The 18558-nt window shown below is 35.8% G+C and carries 15 protein-coding genes and 1 rRNA gene; 9 read left to right on the plus strand and 7 right to left on the minus strand.

Translation table 11 applies throughout. The annotated features are described in order from the left end of the window. The first annotated feature begins 8 nt into the window (after nt 1-8). Nucleotides 9-119: ribosomal RNA gene (rrf, locus tag NBH15_RS21510) — 5S ribosomal RNA — on the plus strand. A gap of 132 nt (nt 120-251) precedes the next feature. Then, nucleotides 252-1175, plus strand: coding sequence for an AraC family transcriptional regulator (locus NBH15_RS21515; protein WP_244050911.1), 924 nt, complete (start codon nt 252-254; stop codon nt 1173-1175). A 125-nt stretch (nt 1176-1300) separates the two neighbouring features. Here NBH15_RS21515 and NBH15_RS21520 read toward each other — a convergent pair whose 3' ends face one another. After that, nucleotides 1301-3469 carry a tetratricopeptide repeat protein gene (locus NBH15_RS21520; RefSeq protein WP_128135529.1) on the minus strand — a complete coding sequence of 723 codons (2169 nt, stop codon included), beginning with the start codon at nt 3467-3469 and terminating at the stop codon, nt 1301-1303. A gap of 84 nt (nt 3470-3553) precedes the next feature. Between NBH15_RS21520 and lepA the strand changes: the two genes are divergently transcribed. Further along, complete coding sequence (gene lepA, locus NBH15_RS21525) at nt 3554-5341, plus strand: translation elongation factor 4 (protein ID WP_250823516.1); 1788 nt, start codon at nt 3554-3556, stop codon at nt 5339-5341. Nucleotides 5342-5814: 473 nt separating this feature from the next. On the opposite strand, the gene NBH15_RS21530 is transcribed toward lepA, so the two are convergent. After that, complete coding sequence (locus tag NBH15_RS21530) at nt 5815-6669, minus strand: CvfB family protein (protein WP_250823517.1); 855 nt, start codon at nt 6667-6669, stop codon at nt 5815-5817. Between the two features lie 200 nt (nt 6670-6869). Between NBH15_RS21530 and NBH15_RS21535 the strand changes: the two genes are divergently transcribed. Genes NBH15_RS21535 through NBH15_RS21555 form a run of 5 tightly spaced genes read left to right on the plus strand, consistent with a single transcriptional unit; the run spans nt 6870 to nt 12496 of the window. Next, nucleotides 6870-7700, plus strand: a complete 831-nt coding sequence (locus tag NBH15_RS21535; RefSeq protein WP_128135532.1) for a polysaccharide biosynthesis/export family protein — start codon at nt 6870-6872, stop codon at nt 7698-7700. Between the two features lie 8 nt (nt 7701-7708). Further along, complete coding sequence (locus NBH15_RS21540; protein ID WP_128135533.1) at nt 7709-9304, plus strand: GumC family protein; 1596 nt, start codon at nt 7709-7711, stop codon at nt 9302-9304. A 6-nt stretch (nt 9305-9310) separates the two neighbouring features. Continuing rightward, on the plus strand, nt 9311-10660 hold the full coding sequence (locus tag NBH15_RS21545; RefSeq protein WP_128135534.1) for a hypothetical protein: 1350 nt from the start codon (nt 9311-9313) through the stop codon (nt 10658-10660). Further along, nucleotides 10626-11528: a glycosyltransferase family 2 protein gene (locus NBH15_RS21550; RefSeq protein WP_128135535.1), complete on the plus strand. Its 903-nt coding sequence runs from the start codon at nt 10626-10628 to the stop codon at nt 11526-11528. The genes NBH15_RS21545 and NBH15_RS21550 overlap by 35 nt, the downstream gene beginning before the upstream one ends. An 8-nt stretch (nt 11529-11536) precedes the next feature. Beyond that, complete coding sequence (locus tag NBH15_RS21555) at nt 11537-12496, plus strand: glycosyltransferase family 2 protein (protein ID WP_250823518.1); 960 nt, start codon at nt 11537-11539, stop codon at nt 12494-12496. 16 nt (nt 12497-12512) lie between these two features. On the opposite strand, the gene NBH15_RS21560 is transcribed toward NBH15_RS21555, so the two are convergent. Then, nucleotides 12513-13478, minus strand: coding sequence for a glycosyltransferase (locus tag NBH15_RS21560; RefSeq protein WP_244050913.1), 966 nt, complete (start codon nt 13476-13478; stop codon nt 12513-12515). A 241-nt stretch (nt 13479-13719) separates the two neighbouring features. Between NBH15_RS21560 and NBH15_RS21565 the strand changes: the two genes are divergently transcribed. Then, on the plus strand, nt 13720-14481 hold the full coding sequence (locus tag NBH15_RS21565) for a WecB/TagA/CpsF family glycosyltransferase (RefSeq protein WP_128133695.1): 762 nt from the start codon (nt 13720-13722) through the stop codon (nt 14479-14481). A 118-nt stretch (nt 14482-14599) separates the two neighbouring features. Here the strand turns inward: NBH15_RS21565 and NBH15_RS29405 are convergent, their stop codons facing one another. The 4 genes from NBH15_RS29405 to NBH15_RS21580 form a co-directional block, all read right to left on the minus strand. Then, nucleotides 14600-15523 carry an acyltransferase family protein gene (locus tag NBH15_RS29405; RefSeq protein WP_128133696.1) on the minus strand — a complete coding sequence of 308 codons (924 nt, stop codon included), beginning with the start codon at nt 15521-15523 and terminating at the stop codon, nt 14600-14602. Between the two features lie 168 nt (nt 15524-15691). Beyond that, nucleotides 15692-16726, minus strand: a complete 1035-nt coding sequence (locus tag NBH15_RS21570; RefSeq protein WP_128133697.1) for a glycosyltransferase — start codon at nt 16724-16726, stop codon at nt 15692-15694. A gap of 58 nt (nt 16727-16784) precedes the next feature. Beyond that, entirely contained in the window at nt 16785-17459 is a 675-nt protein-coding gene (locus NBH15_RS21575) for an acyltransferase (RefSeq protein ID WP_128133698.1), read from the minus strand. Nucleotides 17460-17492: 33 nt separating this feature from the next. Next, the gene (locus tag NBH15_RS21580; RefSeq protein WP_128133699.1) at nt 17493-18539 is read right to left on the minus strand and encodes a glycosyltransferase; all 1047 of its coding nucleotides are present in this window, start codon (nt 18537-18539) and stop codon (nt 17493-17495) included. Nucleotides 18540-18558: the final 19 nt, after the last annotated feature.

Consider the following 18558-nt stretch of genomic DNA (forward strand, 5'->3'; position numbering starts at 1 on the left):
AAAGGTATTAAGGTGGTTATAGCGTTGGGGATCCACCTCTTCCCATTCCGAACAGAGAAGTTAAGCCCAACCACGTCGATGGTACTGCGTAAAAGTGGGAGAGTAGATAGCCGCCGTTTTAGAGTCACAGACTCCAAACAAATGAAAGGAATCAATCGTAAGGTTGGTTCCTTTTTCTCTTTATGAAGAGCTCCTTTTTATATATGAATACCAATTCCTATATTTGTACCTCATTCAAATACACATATAACGTGGCGAATACAACATTACAAGATCATACAAAACAAATCAACCGGGTTATTGATTATATTAATTCAAATCTGAACAGGCAAGTATCGATAGATGAGTTATCGTCGTTAGTTGATATTTCTACTTATCATTTTCATCGGATATTTACTGCCTCCATGGGTGAACCTGTAGGAAAGTATATTCTTCGGAGAAGATTGGAGCGGGCCGCCAATGTTTTGCTGAGTGATCCTGCTGCGATCAAGGATGTGGCTTATGATTGGGGGTTTTCTTCCGCCTCTTCTTTTTGTCGTAGTTTCAAACGTCATTTTGGTATTTCTGCCGAAGAGTATCGTCGCAAGAACGGATATCCGGATAGCAAGAAATGTCAATTCAAGAGCATAAACGAGCAACATACCTCGCTTTATTCACGCTATTTTTGTCGTGATAAAACAATCAAAGTAAATGGTATGGATATGAATTGCACTTTTGAAATTAAGCAAATGCCTGAGAGGGCTATTATTTATTGTCGTCATCAGGGAGCATTGGACCAGATGCAGGAGGCTTTTGCCAATCTTATGAAGTGGGCATTGCCCAGAGGGTTTGTTTCACAACCGGATATGAGGTTATTGTCCGTCTATCATGATGATCCTCGTGTTACCCCGGTTGATAAATTAACAGCCGATGCGGCCATGTTTGTTCCGGAAGAAATGAAGCCGGAAGGATTTATTGGAAGTTATAGGCTCTCCGGCGGGTTGTATGCGGTTGGACGTTTTGAATTATCTATGTCTGAGTTTCCGGCTGCCTGGATGGCAATGTTCGATTTATTGGAAGAAAATGGCTGTAAGTGTGGTTATGGACATCATTATGAGATTTATCAGAATAACCATGACGAACATCCGGAAAAAAAGTTTATTGTGGATATTTGTATACCAGTTGAACCTGTATAACAGGGTAGGTGGTTGCATCATTTGCTTATGGCACATGAATAATACAGATCAGGCAGATTTACATGGATTCTTTACCATGTAAATCTGCCTGATCTGTATTATCTGTATGTTGTTTATAGTTTATTTTATAAAGAATCATTTAGCACATACCTCAACTGATCCATCATCAGGGATATTTCTGAATCTTCTATACCGGCCACGATTAAATCCGGGATGTCCTGATTGAATTCTTCCTGGAACTTATAGAAATTCCCGTCTTCTTTTTCTATAGCCTGCCTGTAGAATTCTATAGCCCCTTTTATATTTTGCAGAGCCCATTCCGTATGGCCGGCATTTAGCAGGTCCTGCGTATTGGGCTGATCAGCCAATATCTTTTTGTAATAATTGCGTGCCTGGTCATATTTACCGGTTAGGAACGAACACCAGGCTATAGGACGCCATGCCTTGCTATTGCTATCCATATAATCAACCTTGAAGAAACATTTCAATGCTTCACTGTAGTTTTTGAGTTCCAGGTAACAATGTCCGATACTGATTGTAATAGATAAATTATCAGGGTTTAGCTTCTCGTACCGGCGATAGTACTTTAATGCTTCTTCCGGTTCTTTCAGCGAACGGTAGCAACCGGCAATCCGACGGATCACCCATTTGCTTTGCGGATTTAAAAGATCTGCCCTCAAATAAGCGTCGAGAGCTCCCTGTAAATCATCATTCATCTGCTTACAGTAGCCTATTTTCTGGAAAAGTATATCACTCTCCTGATTCGTCTCTGCTAATTGGTTAAAGATGGTCAGAGCATCACTGAAATAGTTTTTTCGCAGGTAGTATTCTGCAATCGTACTCAGACTTTCTTCATCGGAGATATAAGGACGCAAAATAGCGAGGTTATGAAAGTCAAGAGGCAATGTGAAAATGTCGTTGAAATCCAAATGTCCCGGATATATTTTAAAGAAGCGGTACAGGTCTTGTATATATTGTCCTGTAATCGTTTCCAGTTTGCCCCGTTTACTGATCAGTTCTTCTTTATTCTGTTGGATCATTTCAGTAGCTTGGCTGTCAAACTGATTCATCATCATTTTTTTAGCTTCTTCAGGCAACTGCATCATACTGAAGTATAATGAATATTTGTCGGAATTGCACATGAATGCTGCCAGCGTCATGGAGTCCAGCATCTGTTTTTCACCATTGTTCTGGTTAAAACGATCCCCGAACGATGAATGTTCTGTCGTAAACGGCAAAAGCCAGTTGCTCAGTTCGCGGAAGAAGGGGAAACTTTTCAAATGAACGAAGGTGGAATGCATGACATCGGCACCTTCCTGTTGCAGTTCACTGAATTCTTCCATCTTTTTACCCAGTGAACTGTCGGCAAATATATTTTCCCATTCCGGATTCATTTCCTCTCCAAGCTGTTCCGGGGTAATGTCTTTCAGATTTATTTTATTGCTGATCTTAGGACTCAGTTTCATCATTTCGGGAATGATCTCATTCTGTAGTTTCCGTGTAATCTTTTCTGTTTCACGGGCCAAGATAAAACGCAGTGTGATGGTCCGTATAGCTTTCGTGAAGCCGGGAACCTCTGAAAGAGCATCCAGCCTGTCTATTATTTGCGGATAAAGAGCCGTTCTTTTTCTATAAGTATATAATGTAAGCAGGATGGAGATCAGCGCACGTACTTTGATCTCTTCATTCCTATGATTTGCCGCATCAAACAATAACATCATTTTTTCCGGGTCGAAAGCAGCCTGTAAACCGAGCGTCAGCGATGAAACAATCTGACAACCTGCCGTAAACGGAAGTTCGTTATCGAAAAGAATATTCTTTATAACAGCAGCATCTTCAACCGTGAAAGGATCGGATACCCATATCTTATTGAACAGAACAATGAGCATGGCGTCATATTCGGCCCTGTTTCCTGTCGCATAATGCTTGCTTAGTTGGAGGTGGAGATTCTCGAAAGTCACGTTAGGCTGGACCTGCAAACTCCTGCGCCGGCTATAGAAGGCCAAAGGCGATTCAACAGCCATTGCTTTATGCTTGATCCGGTCGGCCAACTCGTATGAGGAGGTCTGGATCTTATTATATATCTGTTCCTGCATCGGATCTTTGGCTCCTTCGATGCGATAACGCAACATATATTTATATGTATCCTGCAACTCATTCAATTTGTCCTGGAACGATATTTCACGGCTTCCGGAAATGAGTGCCTGAATGGAATCAAAAGCATTCTTTAACTCCTTGCTATCTAATGAACCGATAATACGGTTGTAAGCTTTATTTATTTCTTGTAGTGTCATATAATATTAACAACAAATGGTATGCCAAAAGTATAGTTTTTGACCTAAAATTCCTATCTTTGCACACCTAAAATAAATTAGCACATGAAGAATATCCGCAATTTCTGTATTATTGCTCATATTGACCATGGTAAGAGTACTTTGGCTGACCGTTTGCTTGAATATACCAAGACAGTCGAAGGCAAAGACTTACAAGCGCAGGTCCTCGATGATATGGATCTGGAGCGCGAACGAGGCATTACGATCAAGAGTCATGCCATTCAGATGAAATATAATTATAAAGGTGAAGAATATATCCTGAATTTGATCGATACGCCGGGACACGTCGACTTTTCGTATGAAGTTTCCCGCTCTATTGCTGCATGTGAAGGGGCTTTGCTGATTATCGATGCCGCCCAGGGAATCCAGGCGCAGACTATATCCAATCTGTATATGGCGATCGAAAATGATCTGGAGATCATCCCGGTCATGAATAAGATCGACCTTCCCAGTGCCATGCCGGATGAAGTGGAAGATCAGATCGTTGAACTGTTGGGCTGTCCACGTGAGGATATTATCCGGGCAAGCGGTAAGACCGGTGAAGGTGTTTTTCAGATCCTCGATACGATCATTGAAAAAGTGCCGGCTCCCAAAGGAGATCCGGAAGCACCGCTTCAGTGTCTTATCTTTGACTCCGTATTTAATTCATTCCGTGGCATTATTGCCTATTTCAAGGTGGTGAACGGTGTGATCCGAAAAGGAGACCATGTCAAGTTTATCGCTACAGGAAAAGAATATGACGCAGACGAAGTCGGTGTATTAAAGCTGGAAATGTCACCACGCAGTGAAATCAGAACCGGTGATGTGGGTTATATCATTTCCGGTATTAAAACATCAAAAGAAGTAAAGGTCGGCGATACTATAACTCATGTAGCCCGTTCGGCAAAGGCTGGTATAGCCGGTTTCGAGGAAGTGAAGCCGATGGTGTTTGCCGGTGTGTATCCGATCGACAGCGAAGATTTTGAAAATCTGCGTGCGTCATTGGAGAAACTGCAATTGAATGATGCCTCCCTGACATTCCAGCCGGAAAGTTCTGCCGCTCTGGGTTTTGGTTTCCGTTGCGGATTCCTGGGATTGTTGCATATGGAGATTGTCCAGGAACGCCTGGACCGTGAATTCAATATGGATGTGATCACGACAGTACCTAACGTATCGTACAAAGTATATGATAAAAAAGGTAATTGTATAGAAGTTCATAACCCTAGCGGTTTGCCTGAACCGACATTGATCGATCATATCGATGAGCCATATATTCGTGCTTCTGTCATAACGAACACGACTTTTATCGGTCCGATCATGACACTTTGTCTGGGTAAACGTGGTATTCTGCTGAAACAGGAATATATTTCAGGCGATCGTGTGGAAATCCATTACGATATGCCTTTAGGGGAAATTGTGATCGACTTCTATGATAAACTGAAGAGTATCTCTAAAGGATATGCCTCTTTTGACTACCATATCCATGATTTCCGCCCGAGTAAATTGGTGAAGCTGGATATCCTGTTGAACGGTGAGCCGGTGGATGCCCTGTCTACATTGACACATGTGGATAACAGTGTGGCATTCGGCCGTCGTATGTGTGAAAAACTGAAGGAGTTGATACCTCGCCAGCAGTTTGATATTGCCATTCAGGCAGCTATCGGAGCGAAGATCATTGCCCGTGAGACGATCAAGGCAGTACGTAAGGATGTAACAGCTAAATGTTATGGTGGTGATATTTCACGTAAACGTAAATTGCTGGAAAAACAGAAAGAAGGTAAGAAACGAATGAAGCAGATCGGATCGGTAGAAGTTCCGCAGAAGGCATTCCTTGCTGTATTAAAGTTAGATTAAAAACAGCTTCAAAAAAGAATTGTAAGTACGAAGCTATTAATTATCAATATGTAGAAGGTGACGCTGGCTATTTAGGACGGCGTCACTTTTTGTTTGGTATCATTGCCTCTATTTTTTAGCGATCATACTATTTACCTTAACCCCTTTACTAGTATATAATTAGATGTAAAGTTATAACTTCTTAATCATTCGACCCAGGTGAAATACGTAGTTGACCCAGGTCGAATTTATAGTTGACCTAGGTCAAATTTGAAGTTGCCCATGGTCGAAAGATTAAAAATATATAGGTTTGAATCTAAAATACAAGTTAGTATTCAACAAGAAACTTCTTGTAAAGTATTAGGCTCTTTCGGGAGGGTATTGGATTTTATCAGGAATGACTTGTGCCGGAAAAAGTTAATAATAAAACGAGTGACGCTGCATATATAAGGTGGCGTCACTCGTAAATGTTTGATATTTAGTTAAATGTAGTGTTATTCGGCTGTTTGATCCTGCTTTTTTGCTAAACTTATGCCGCCGTTTTCCATCGTGATAAGATGTTGTTTGTAAAGGGCACCGATTGCTTGTTTGAAGCTTTTCTTGCTACATTGGAAAAGTGATTGAATGACTTCCGGGTCACTTTTGTCGTGTACAGCGATAAATCCTCCCTGACTTTTTAACGATTCGAGAATGGTTCCGGCCAGTCCTTCTATTTTCTGATAGCCCAGCGGAACGAGGCTTACGTCTATTTTTTCATCTTCGCGGACTTCTTTGATGTAGCCTTTAATCTCTTCTCCTTTTTCCAGGCGACGAAAGACTTCATTATAATATACCAATCCCCAATGCAGGTTATTAATGATAACTTTATAACCGATATCTGTATCATCCGCCACTAGTAAGTTAACTTCCTGATTGAATGTATATTCGGGCACTACATTGTCCAGATACTTATCGATACGTGCAGAAGCCACAATACGTCCGGTGATATGATCGAGATGGACATATACCAGATACCATCTGCCTTCGCGCATCGGCATCTTTTGTTCTTTGAAAGGGACGAGCAAATCCTTCATCAGCCCCCATTCCAGAAAAGCCCCCGTGTTATTAACCGATTTGACTTCCATGAATTTGAATTCGCCGACAGTAGCCAGCGGTCGTGCTGTCGTAGCGATCAGCCTGCCCTCATTATCATGATAAATAAAGACTTCCACTTCATCCCCCGGTTTTACGTTCTTTGGAACATAACGGGCCGGCAGAAGTATCTCTTTCCCATTACCCCCGTCCAGGTAGACCCCAAAATCCAGGTCTTTTACTATTTTTAGCGTGTTATATTTTCCTACTTCAAGCATAATCTGTTTCTTTTGGGACAAAAGTACATGATAATTCAAGAAAGAGAGATAAAATCTCCTATATTTTTACTTCATCATGCAGCAATATATTAACAAATGCATCGTTATAGATGTAACTCGGACTAGAAGAACACACTTATATGGTCCGGGGTTGAACTAAAAGTCGTATATTTGCAACTTATTTGAAGAAAAATTTATATATGAATTTGAAGGTATTGTTATTTGGTTTGCTTTTGTTTGGAGCTTGTTCGGCTCCTAAGAATATTACATATTTTGATGATGCAAAATATGTTTCAGGAGAAGAGTTATTAGGTACTAAAATGAATTATGATCCCAAGTTGAAATCTGGAGATAAATTGGTAATAACAGTTTCAGCTTTGGATATAGCTGCCGTAGCTCCGTTTAACCTGTATGCTGTATCTGTGACAGACTTGCTACAGACACAAACAAATTCAGTAACGGATAAAAAACAACTGAGTTCATCTCAAATGTATGCGCCATACACTGTCGATAATGAAGGGTATATTAATTTCCCGGTATTGGGAAAAATAGAAGTGAAAGACAAAACCGTGAAAGAGTTGGTTGATATATTGGAAGATAGAATATCTGAATCGGTAGAAAATCCTATAGTTAATATTCGGATAGAAAACTTTAAAGTTACAGTAATTGGAGAAGTGCTTCGTCCAGGTTCTTTTACTGTTTATTCAGATCGTATATCATTACTGGATGCTTTAGGGTTGGCTGGTGATTTGACTATTTATGGTGACCGTACCAATGTAAAGCTGGTTAGGGATATAAATGGGGAAAAGAAATTGGTTCATTTGGATCTGACAAAGACGAATTTGTTGGAATCTCCTTATTTTTATCTGGAACAGAATGATGTGGTTTATGTAGAACCGAATGACAAAAAGAAAAAATCCTCCCGTTACAGTCAGTCTGAACAATATAATTTATCCATAATTTCAACCTTTGCAAGTACGTTATCTGTGATAATGAGTGTTGTAATGTCTATTATAGCAATGAAAAAATAAGGAATAATATGAAATCTGTTGAAAATAACGAGTTTATTGATATTAAAGCAATCTACAAAAGATACATTAAGTATTGGCCGGTTTTTGTAGTTTCAATCTTTGTATTGGGGATATTGGGAGTTGTCTACTTGAAGATAAAGCCACCTGTATTGCAGGTTAATGCAAATATCCTGATAAAAGAAGATAAAGGTATTTCCGGAACTTCAGCTTCTGCAGCGGCTGCATCTGAGATGATGCAGAGCTTTGCTTTTGGTGGAAGTTCTGCAATGGGAGGAGTGTCCGTAAATGATGAACTTTTTCTGCTGAGTTCCTATAGTATATTCCGTGATTTAAGTAAGAATTTGGGTTTGAATGTCCAATATCTGTTGTCTGATTTTCCTCGAACCAAAGATTGTTATAAGGATTCTCCTATATCTGTGTATACAGTCAATCCATTGGCCGATACTTTGCGGGCAGTAATTAATTTTGACGTGAATCTGTCTAAAAACGGGGTGTGTAAGATTAAGGCCAAGAATGGTTGGAAAAAGATAGGAAGTGTTGAAACAAAAGAATTTCCGGTGAAATTGAATACAGATTTTGGGACATTTTATTTTGATACGACTAAATACTATATTCCTAAAAAAAATACTAGTTTGGAAATTAACTATATGGGTCATAATTTGTGTGCGGAAATATATCAGAAGCAAGTGACTGTTGATTTATATTCTAAGAAAGCAAATGTGATATCATTAATGATGGAAGAAGTTAATCCGAAGAGAGGATTTGATATCTTGAATACCCTAGTCAACTTTTACAATAAAAATGGTGAAATCGATAAAAATGATGAAACTAAGTTGATGGATGAGTTCTTGACAGAAAGGATTTCTTTGATGGAAGCGGAATTGGATAGTGTGGAAAGGGATATCGAATTATATAAGAAAACGAATAATTTGACGGATATTGAGACAGAAGCTAAAATCATATTAGAGAAAAGTCAGGATTTTAAGGAACGTCAGATTGAAGCTGAATCTCAATATACAGTAATTCAGTTAGTGGAAGAATTCTTGACTAAGGATGAAAACCGCTATTCTCTGGTACCGTTGAATATAGGGTTAAGTGACCGGACTGTGTTGGAAGGTCTACAGACATATAATGAGGCATTATTGGAGCGTATCAAATTAATGATGACAACAAAACCAGGAAACCCTGCAATAGATTTGGTGAATAAGCAGATAGATGCTATGCGTTCGAATATGTTGGAAACGGTACGTAGCATAAAATCTGGATTTAGCCGTTCTCGTACTGAATTGCAGTCGCAAGAAAATTACTTCCTTTCCCGTATTGCCAATATGCCACAGCAGGAACGTGAATTTATCACTATGAAAAGGCAGCAGATGATCAAGCAGGAGTTGTTCTTGTTCTTGTTGCAGAAGCGTGAGGAGAATGCTTTAACGCAAGCATTGGTGAAACCGAGAGCTAAAATTGTAGATTCTGCTTATGTTTTGTCTGAACCGGTTAGTCCTAAGTCTTCGGTCGTATTGGTGGTGGTGACTATTTTATCGGTTATTATTTCTATGTTTTATATTGTATGTGTTGAGCTATTAAGAAAAAGAAAGAAAGTATAATTCGCTATGTTGTTTATACCATTATTATTATTAGCAATAGCATTGTATATTTGTGGGCAAAGAACTTATTCTTTGCTCATATTTTTCTTTTTTTCTTTTTACGGATTTCAAATTATCCCGGATGAACTGTTTGAAACTGGATTAGGCTTTTCAAAATCTACCGATTTTGCATTGGTATATATCTTTGTCTTATTTGTTTATGGCTGTTTTGCTTATCATGATTATATACCGTTGAACAGAATGACTTATTTAATTGCAGTTTATTTGGCCGCAATATTAGTCATTATCGGTGTGAATAAATTTGTTTATGGAATAGGCTGGGGAGATATACTTAAAACTTCTCGTAATTATTTCTTTGTGTTGGCTTATTATCCGTTGAGACGCGTAGAGAAAGAAGAAGTGGATCGATTGTTGAAGATATTGTTGTATATCGTGTTGTTCCAAAGTCTTTTATTTGCTATACAGGCTTTTACCGGGAAAGCTATATTGGCTGGGGAAGAAGATAAATCGGGGGGAGATTTAATTTATCGTTTTTATAATTCTCCCAGAATGCTCTATTTCTTTATTTTTTATACGTTATTTGTTCAGCCGTTAGGGAAAAAGTATAGTACTTTTGCCGGAATCGTATTGATTATAACCAGTTTCCTGCCGATGCACCGGAGTTTGATCATAATGGTTATTTTAACCTTGTCTTTTGGGTATATGCTGAATGTCGGGAATTTGAAACGGTTTATTCGTTATTTGCCTTATGCATTGTTGGTCGCAATTCCTTTATGTTTTATATTGTTTGCTCAGGTCGGTTCTAGAACAATTTCAGATTTGCAAATGTTGCGGGAAGGAAATTTTGCGGAAATAGAGGATAGCGATGAAATTGAAAACTTTGAAATGGACTCGGAGTCAACATTTACATTCCGTATAGCACATTTTATGGAACGCTATTTGTATTCCAAGACAAATGTCATGTATGAGTTTTTTGGTTTGGGATTAATGACAGATGATTCTCCATATACATATAATAATTTTAATTTTGTTATTGGACTTCCAGATGAGAACGGCGGAATATATCAACTGGATACGCCTGATATTGCTTGGTCTAATTTTGTGGCTAGATATGGATATGTTGGAACAGTCGCTTATTTGGTGTTTTATATAGGATTGGCTTGGTTCTTTTTTGTAAATCGGAAAGATAAATTATCATTGTCTCTTTTACTATATATGTTGTTGGTATTGGGTACCTCTTTGACTTCTGAAACCTTATATCAAGTTGGGCGTAATGTTTTTGTTTTGATGTTGTTTGATTTTATAATAGATAAAAAACGGAATGAAGAAAATAACAGTTCTAACCTCCTTGTATAAATGTGAAAAATATCTTCAAGGATATTTTGATTGGGTACGCCGAATTGATAATCCAGAGGAAGTGGAAATTTTATTATTGCATAATGCTCCAACTAAAGCAGAGTTGGATATTATGCAGCAAAATATTTCAGAACTTCCGTTCGTCCACCATATCATTATTCCGGAATTGGAAGGATTGTATGTTACTTGGAATCGGGGAATACGTTTAGCTAAAGGAAAGTACGTTTGTATTTGGAATGTAGATGATATTCGTTATCCGGAGTCTTTGTCTTTGCAAGCTGCAACATTAGATGAAAATCCTGATATATTATTGACTTATTGTGATTTTTATTATATGTTTCAATATGGATGTATAAGTAACAAAAAAGTTATAAATGAAGATTTCCTTTTAAATCCCTCTGCATTTTTTACCAGTCATCAAATAGGTTGTTTCCCTATGTGGAGAAAAGAACTTCATGAGAAGTTAGGATATTTTGACGAACAGTTCTTTTTAGTTGCAGATTTTGATTTTCAGATTCGTTTGGCACGGACAGGTAAGTTGAAGAAAACGGAAGGCATTTTAGGTGTTTATTTAGAAGATGTACCGGAAAAATTGAGTAGCAATTTTAAGCGGCAGATCATAGAACGTAATTTCTTGTATTTGCGATATGCTATTTACGAGTATTTGAATTGGATTACTATATTTTCTATTTATAAAAACTTTAAGCCTTATATGATTAAGAATGGAAATGAGTGGTGGCCGATGACTTCTATATTTGAATCTTATAAGCTTTATCGTAAAAAACGATATTCTAAATTATTCAAATCTATAGGACGTCAGCCTCGTGGTTGGGCAGCTTTTGTTAAACATTGTCTTTTGAATAAATAGTGGAATGTATGAAACCAATAAAATTTAGTATTATTACTCCAGTTTATAATCGAGTAGATTGTATAGAACGTTGTGTGGAATGTGTGCGAATGCAGACTTATTGTGATTGGGAACATATTATTGTAGACGATGGCTCAACGGATGGAACAGATCTTTTATTGGAGAAAATGTCAAGGGGGGATTCACGTTTAAAATATGTGCGACAGAGTGAAAATGGAGGACCAAACAGTGCTCGGAATAAAGCACTAGATATAGCAACAGGTTCTTATGTCCTTTTTTGTGATAGTGATGATTGTTTGGCCAAGGAAGCCTTACAGAATATTATTGATGTAATGACTAAATTTGCAGGCTTTTCATATTACTTATTCTCTGTTGATGATAGATTAACATATTATGAATCTAATCCATTATTAATGAGGGGACAAGCTGTTTTATCATATTCTATGTGGATAACAGGCAAAGTAACAGGTGATTTTGTTCATGTCGTATCAAGATCCTTGTGGGATGATACTCGTTTTAATGAGAAATATAGGATTTATGAGGAGTTGACCTTTCTGGATTTATATAAACGTTCAAAGGAACAGTTTTTTTGTAATGAAATAATAATTAATAGAGATCGTAGTCGCCAAGATTCTGTTACGAATGAAACTAGTTTATATAAAAAGAATTCTATACAATATTCTATGGAGGTCCAAAAAAAAATATTAGAAGAGCATTATGATGCTTATATAGAGAGTGGGGAATTTGAAATGTTGGCATGTAAAATACGGAAACTTTATTTTTATATGTTAATGTGTAGGACATATGATGAATTGTCATATTGGGAAAATAAAATAAAGGTGACAGGGCGTTCTATACCTTATTATTTAGTGTTTATTAAATCTGTTAGAGGAGGTGGAGGGCTTTCTGTAGGTGTGAAAATATTTTCTTATATTAAGTATTTATGTAAAAAATTAAGACGTAATTGATTTAGTCTTAACTTTTTTATTTTATTGGAGAAATGAGTTGGTGATATATATTAAATAGGGATTCTCCAATAGAATAATCATCCAATTTTAATTGTTTGATTTTTTCTCTACCTTCAATCCCTTTTATCTCATTATTCAAAGACTGCTGTGCTAATTCTGCTAGCTCCTCTGCTTTTGCGCTAGGGGAAACTGCAGAGTTTTTTACTCCTTTTAATAGGACTGATACGTCTCCCACATTAGTGGATATGATCGGTAGGTTACAAGCCATAGCTTCTTTGATAACTTGTGGTGAACCTTCAGAAATAGAAGTCATTATCATTAAGTCGGAAGAATTATATAATGCTGCAACTTCGGTTCTTGACATGTTTTTTATTTCTGTAGTTGAACATTGTATATTATATTTATTCCTTAAAATTTTTATGACATTTTCAAATAATGGGTAATTCTTTACTGTCCTAGATCGATCACTAGGGAAAATAATCTTCTTTATATTTGAATTGCTTTTGTTTGGTGACGGAGTAAATGTACTGGTGTCAACTGAACAGGGTATTATTTTTGTATGTAGAGTGTATTGTTTTACAATAGCATCCATTTTATTGTTTAAAGTAATGGCCATATTGACCTTTTTTAGGATGAGTTTTGTAAGAAATACTTGAATGTTTTTGCCCTGCTCGATTTGTATATCTCCTCCATGTAACGTAATAATCACAGGGATCTTTTTTTTGATTTTTTTTAATAAAAATAGACCGGATAAACCATAATGTATATGGATTAGGTCAAAATTCATCTCTGTAATTCTCTTATGAATCTTAAAAATAGATTTTAAATATTCTATTTTAGAAAGTTTCCCATTAATATAAAAGACAGTATAAGATATGTCTTGATGAATTTTGCATACGGCATCCATTTGCTCCTTTACAAAAATACCGAAATAGGGATCTTTGGGAGAAGGAAACATATTTGTTACTAATAAAACGTTCATAAATCCATTTTAATATTTCTCTTTTCAAAGTTACAAAAAGAATTTCAGTATGTATGTAAATTTGAGTTTTATTTTTTAGAATAAAGTATCTTCTTTCTTCTTGCTATTAAATAAATGAAGTCAGGGTGTTTTCTTCGATAAATAATGGAGAATATTGTGACAAATAGATGCCTTTATTATTGAGATTTGAAATTTTTGAGTAAATTTGCTTTATTATGAAGGAATATCAAGTTATATCTCTATGATAAAAAATACTATAAGAATACTAAATGTGGACATCTTGTCAATAACGCAAGCGGAGTTACTCTTTCGGTTAAAAAAAGGTGTTTTAATAACACCGAATATAGATCATTTAGTCAAGCTCCAAAAAGATAAAGAATTTTACAATGTATATCAACAGGCTGAGTGGGTAATATGCGATAGTAAGATTTTATATTTTGTCTCAAAATTCTTAAAGCGGTCATTTCCTCAAGCTATTCCAGGTAGTAGTTTTTTTACTGCATTTTATCAATATCATAAAGATGATCCGAATTGTAAAATATTTTTATTGGGAGCAGTTGAAGGAGTCGCTTTAAAAGCCATGGCGGAAATAAATGATCAAATAGGAAGAAAGATTATAGTGGGTGCTCATTCTCCTTCTTTTGGTTTCGAAAAAAATGAGGTAGAATGTCGTTCTATTATAGATATAATACGTAAATCTGGTGCTAATGTGCTATTAGTTGGGGTAGGCGCTCCTAAACAAGAAAAGTGGATTATGAAGTACAGGGAATTTCTCCCTGAAATAGATTTGTTTATGGGATTGGGAGCTACTATAGATTTTGAAGCTAAAACATTGAAACGTTCTCCTAGGTTTATGCAACAAATAGGTATGGAGTGGTTGTATCGTTGCATACAGGAACCAAAGAGATTGTTTAAACGTTATTTTATTGATGATATTAGATTTTTTTATTATTTCGGACAGCAATTGTTACATATTTATGAAAATCCGTTTGATAAGGAATGATTGCTTAATATTCTATAATGTATTTATTTAATTTCTTTTAGATATGTGGTATGATCTTATACGTAGCGTCTTCATAAGATTTTGCTTTTCTTTTATGGAGGAATTTTTGCTACGGAATCTATCCTCTGCGTCTTAAAATTTGTTCGTATAAATTGCCTAATAAAACAAAAACAATCGAAAATAAAATTGTGCCGAATGTATATACGATAATATCGATGCCTTTTTCTACTATTATGTCATGGAATATTTCCATAGTCAAGCAATTCCCTATATAGATTTCTAAGGAATACTTACCTAAAATCTCCACCCAATGTTTTGTTTTGATTATATTTATAGGTTGTATTAAGGCATATAAAGCTATAAAGAGTAAAGGTGTAGATAAAGTGGCATACAAGAAGTTTGAAGAGTTAAGTAAAAAAGCCGGCAATAGACAGAGAGTGAATCCCCAAAAGAGTTGTTTGAATTTGTTAGGATGGTCATGCATATATATGCCCGCCATAAAAATGGGGATTCTTGAAATTAAACAGTCGTAAGTCCAATAAGGTTTCCCTACAAAATAATATATTATTATAATTAAGGCAATTGATAAAGATATAGTTACAATGTTGGTTTTTTTTCTGAATATAGGAAAAAGTAGGTATAAAATAAATAATGCACTTAAATACCAATCAATGAAGAACCCCCCTATCTGGTAATATGATAAAGTGGTCAGATTGCAAAACCAGTCCCATAAACTGACATTTATGTTTAAGAGGTTGGCGTGCATTAGTGTCCGAATGATAGCGAATAATAAAAATAAGGGATAAATTCGAACAAATCGTCTTTTATAAAAATCTTTAAGCGTGTGGTTGTCGTATGAATGGCATAAACCAAGTCCACTTAGGAATAGAAAGATATCTACACCTATATATCCTCCCATGAATATTTTCAGGAGTTTGAAAGAAGATCCGCAGGCGCCCATTAAATGGTAGAACAATACTAAGATTATAGCAGTTCCCATGTAATAATTCCTGTCTTTGCTTAACGATTGGAGTAGTGTCATAATGTATAAATATTTGTTGCTACGATTATTATTATTAAATCGCTTACAGTTACTTATATAAAATAAATGGTTTTTAGCCAGCTGAAATAAAAAGTCAAGTCCTATTCTACATATAATAATTTAATATATTGATATGGTAACAATCTAAATATGACGTTTCCCCATTTGTTAAGGATAGTCGCTTAATGCCTTGCAATGTATTTGTTCAATAACTTTGAGGGGAGTGGCATAATCTAAAAAATACTTTTTGGCTGCTTGCTCCATCTTCTCCCGTTTTTGCTCATCATATATTATATCGAGAATGGCTTTTTCTATATCCTCTTCATCTTGGCAGAAACGAATATGGGTTCCATCTATTAAAGGAAAAGCCAAATGATTGAATAAGGGCATTGAAATGATAGCTTTTCCCATTGCTAAAAATTCTCCTAATTTCCATCCATGGCAATCAAGGACACTTGGCACATTGAATACGATAGCAGATTTTTGGGTAGATTTGATGTAATCTATATGTTTATACTTTTGTTTAAAGACTAAATCGCTATATTTTTCATAATCCGGATTAGTCGGTTTTGCAAATAATCCTCCTTCGAAGTGTTTGTTTTTTAAAGATTTACATATTCTTATGAATTTTGCTCTTAACTGATTGGTCGGAGTAGATTGAATACGATTATCCCATAAAGTACTTATAAAAAATATATAATTAGGAAATGAGCGTTGTTCTGCTAAATATGTATTAAGTGTAGCTCTTGAATGCCAATTGGAAAGATATTCTCTGATATACATACTCTTGGTTCCATATAAATTCCAACCGTTTTTATGTATATTAAATGTGTTTTTTAAGGCTTGCCAACAGCTTCCCCATAATCCGTAAATTTTAATACCGAATCCAGGGGGAATACATAGGAGTTTGCTGTATTTACCAGAGTTGTAATCCTCTTTGCTTACATTGATTTTAGCATATATATCGCACCATGCGTAGGCATCATTTACTATAGTATTAAAATCTTGGTAATCGATTACAATTCGTTTAATTTTCTGTCCGTCTCTTATTTCATAGCACATTATACGATAGTATTCATAGCTAACTTCTTTAAATTCATGTTTTGCAAAACTTACATTGTTTTTACCATAAAATTCATGCAAACCTTGTATGTAAAAAGAAGCATAGTTAAACATGCATCTAGGATCTATCAAAATTTTCATTTTATAAAAATATATTTAAATATAAAAACAATATAACGGATGCTTATAGTCTATTCACTTAATTTCTATACATTGTTACATTTTTCCTTCGTATTTCAGCCGGGTTCCCTGCTATCAGAGAATTATCCAGAGTGTATTTTTTACTACATAATGAATTGGCTCCCACGATACAGCCGTCTGGAATAACGGAACCTTTAAGAACTACACTACGAGTACACAACCATACATTATTACCAATAACGATATCTTTTGATATAGGATAAATTTCATTTGTTTCCACATTTACAATAGAATGCCAATCTGTATCCATCACTAAAGTGTTCCAACTCGTAATGACGTTGTCTCCAAATGTTATATGCTTTTGACATATAATAGTCATTGCTGCTGTATTATTAAAATGGCAACCAATAGTCAGTGTGCCATTTTTTCCGACGCATAACCTACAACCATGCCCGAATGCTACCTTACCCTTTAATTCTATACATCCGGTTACTTCCCAAATGCTTCTTTCATATTTTTTATCGAATATTCCCACATTCCCAAAACCGATTGATAGCATACCTGTTTTTACTCCCTCGGATTTGTTGATTTTTATTAAACCGCTGATAGCAATTAAACGAGTGTTATACCTCACCAAAATAGGAAGCTTTATAGCCTCTTTAAATGGGAAATAATGAATACTAACCCAGAAGCTTTTAGGAATAGAAAATAATTTTTCAAATGTTAACTTCATGATTTTTATTTAATATTTTTATGACTCGTGTAATTAGGAGTTTATTTTTTTGTATTGTTCGATATATTCCTGCGCTGTCTTTTTGACATTGAACCTGCTTATAACTTGTTGATATGCCTTGGATACTATCTCGTGTGTTGGAGTGTTCATTATTTTCTCGATCTCATGGGCACAGTTGGTCGCATCGTCACTTTTAAAATAGTATCCGTATTTTCCGTTTTCAATAATTTCCATTGGACCTTCTTGATTGGAGACCAATACCGGCACTTTGGCTGCCATGGCTTCTGTTACTGTCAGGCCAAAACCTTCTTTTCGTGACGGTTGTACAAATAAGTCATACTCTTTCAGATGGCTGAATATGTATGATTGTTCTTTACTTCCTAAAAAATGGATTTGTTCTTCCAATTGCTTTGATTTCACTAAGTTTTTCAAGAAGCTTTTGGATTCACCGTCTCCAATAAGATCAACCGATATGTTTTTGTACCCTTTTTGATGTAGTATGGAAACTGCTTCGATTAGGATATCTTGCCCTTTTTTCGTATGTACTAATCTGCCGATTTGTACTATACGGAAAACAGGATGGTCTGTAACTCCCTTTTGAGAAACAATATTAGTACAATCTATTCCATTTAATACAATAGGAACTTTTCTTTTCAGATATTTAGCCAGATCTTCTTGTACGGAGTTTGAAATGGCAAAGATATGCTTGTATTTGTGTAAATAAGAGATGTCTTCAGAAGTACTTATATGATGTACAGTGAGGCATATTTTATTTGTAATAGCTTTCAAGAATATGAATTTTATGGTGTTTGGGACATGGACGTGTATTATATCATAGTGCCTTTTCCATAACAAATAATTAAGAGCAAATATATAAAAAGGATTTTTTGATCCTGCAGGACGATTAATTCTTGTAATTCGGATTTTGTCATTAATATCCCGAGTAATGGATTTTTCCTCCTGATTGTTAACAATAATCAAAGATATGTCGGTATGTTTTATTTGCTCGTTCATTATATTGACCAGCATAGTCTCAATACCTCCATATTCCATTCCAAATACAATATGAACTACTTTCATGACGATAAAATCTTTTTTA

Origin of the sequence: Parabacteroides caeci, assembly GCF_023656795.1 — a bacterium.
Classification (GTDB): domain Bacteria; phylum Bacteroidota; class Bacteroidia; order Bacteroidales; family Tannerellaceae; genus Parabacteroides; species Parabacteroides segnis.

Coding starts and splice junctions, on each gene's coding strand:
- NBH15_RS21520 (WP_128135529.1), bottom strand. CDS start 3,469: ATGACACTACAAGAAATAAATAAAGCTTACAACCGTATTATCGGTTCA.
- lepA (WP_250823516.1), top strand. CDS start 3,554: ATGAAGAATATCCGCAATTTCTGTATTATTGCTCATATTGACCATGGT.
- NBH15_RS21530 (WP_250823517.1), bottom strand. CDS start 6,669: ATGCTTGAAGTAGGAAAATATAACACGCTAAAAATAGTAAAAGACCTG.
- NBH15_RS21535 (WP_128135532.1), top strand. CDS start 6,870: ATGAATTTGAAGGTATTGTTATTTGGTTTGCTTTTGTTTGGAGCTTGT.
- NBH15_RS21540 (WP_128135533.1), top strand. CDS start 7,709: ATGAAATCTGTTGAAAATAACGAGTTTATTGATATTAAAGCAATCTAC.
- NBH15_RS21545 (WP_128135534.1), top strand. CDS start 9,311: ATGTTGTTTATACCATTATTATTATTAGCAATAGCATTGTATATTTGT.
- NBH15_RS21550 (WP_128135535.1), top strand. CDS start 10,626: ATGAAGAAAATAACAGTTCTAACCTCCTTGTATAAATGTGAAAAATAT.
- NBH15_RS21555 (WP_250823518.1), top strand. CDS start 11,537: ATGAAACCAATAAAATTTAGTATTATTACTCCAGTTTATAATCGAGTA.
- NBH15_RS21560 (WP_244050913.1), bottom strand. CDS start 13,478: ATGAACGTTTTATTAGTAACAAATATGTTTCCTTCTCCCAAAGATCCC.
- NBH15_RS21565 (WP_128133695.1), top strand. CDS start 13,720: ATGATAAAAAATACTATAAGAATACTAAATGTGGACATCTTGTCAATA.
- NBH15_RS29405 (WP_128133696.1), bottom strand. CDS start 15,523: ATGACACTACTCCAATCGTTAAGCAAAGACAGGAATTATTACATGGGA.
- NBH15_RS21570 (WP_128133697.1), bottom strand. CDS start 16,726: ATGAAAATTTTGATAGATCCTAGATGCATGTTTAACTATGCTTCTTTT.
- NBH15_RS21575 (WP_128133698.1), bottom strand. CDS start 17,459: ATGAAGTTAACATTTGAAAAATTATTTTCTATTCCTAAAAGCTTCTGG.
- NBH15_RS21580 (WP_128133699.1), bottom strand. CDS start 18,539: ATGAAAGTAGTTCATATTGTATTTGGAATGGAATATGGAGGTATTGAG.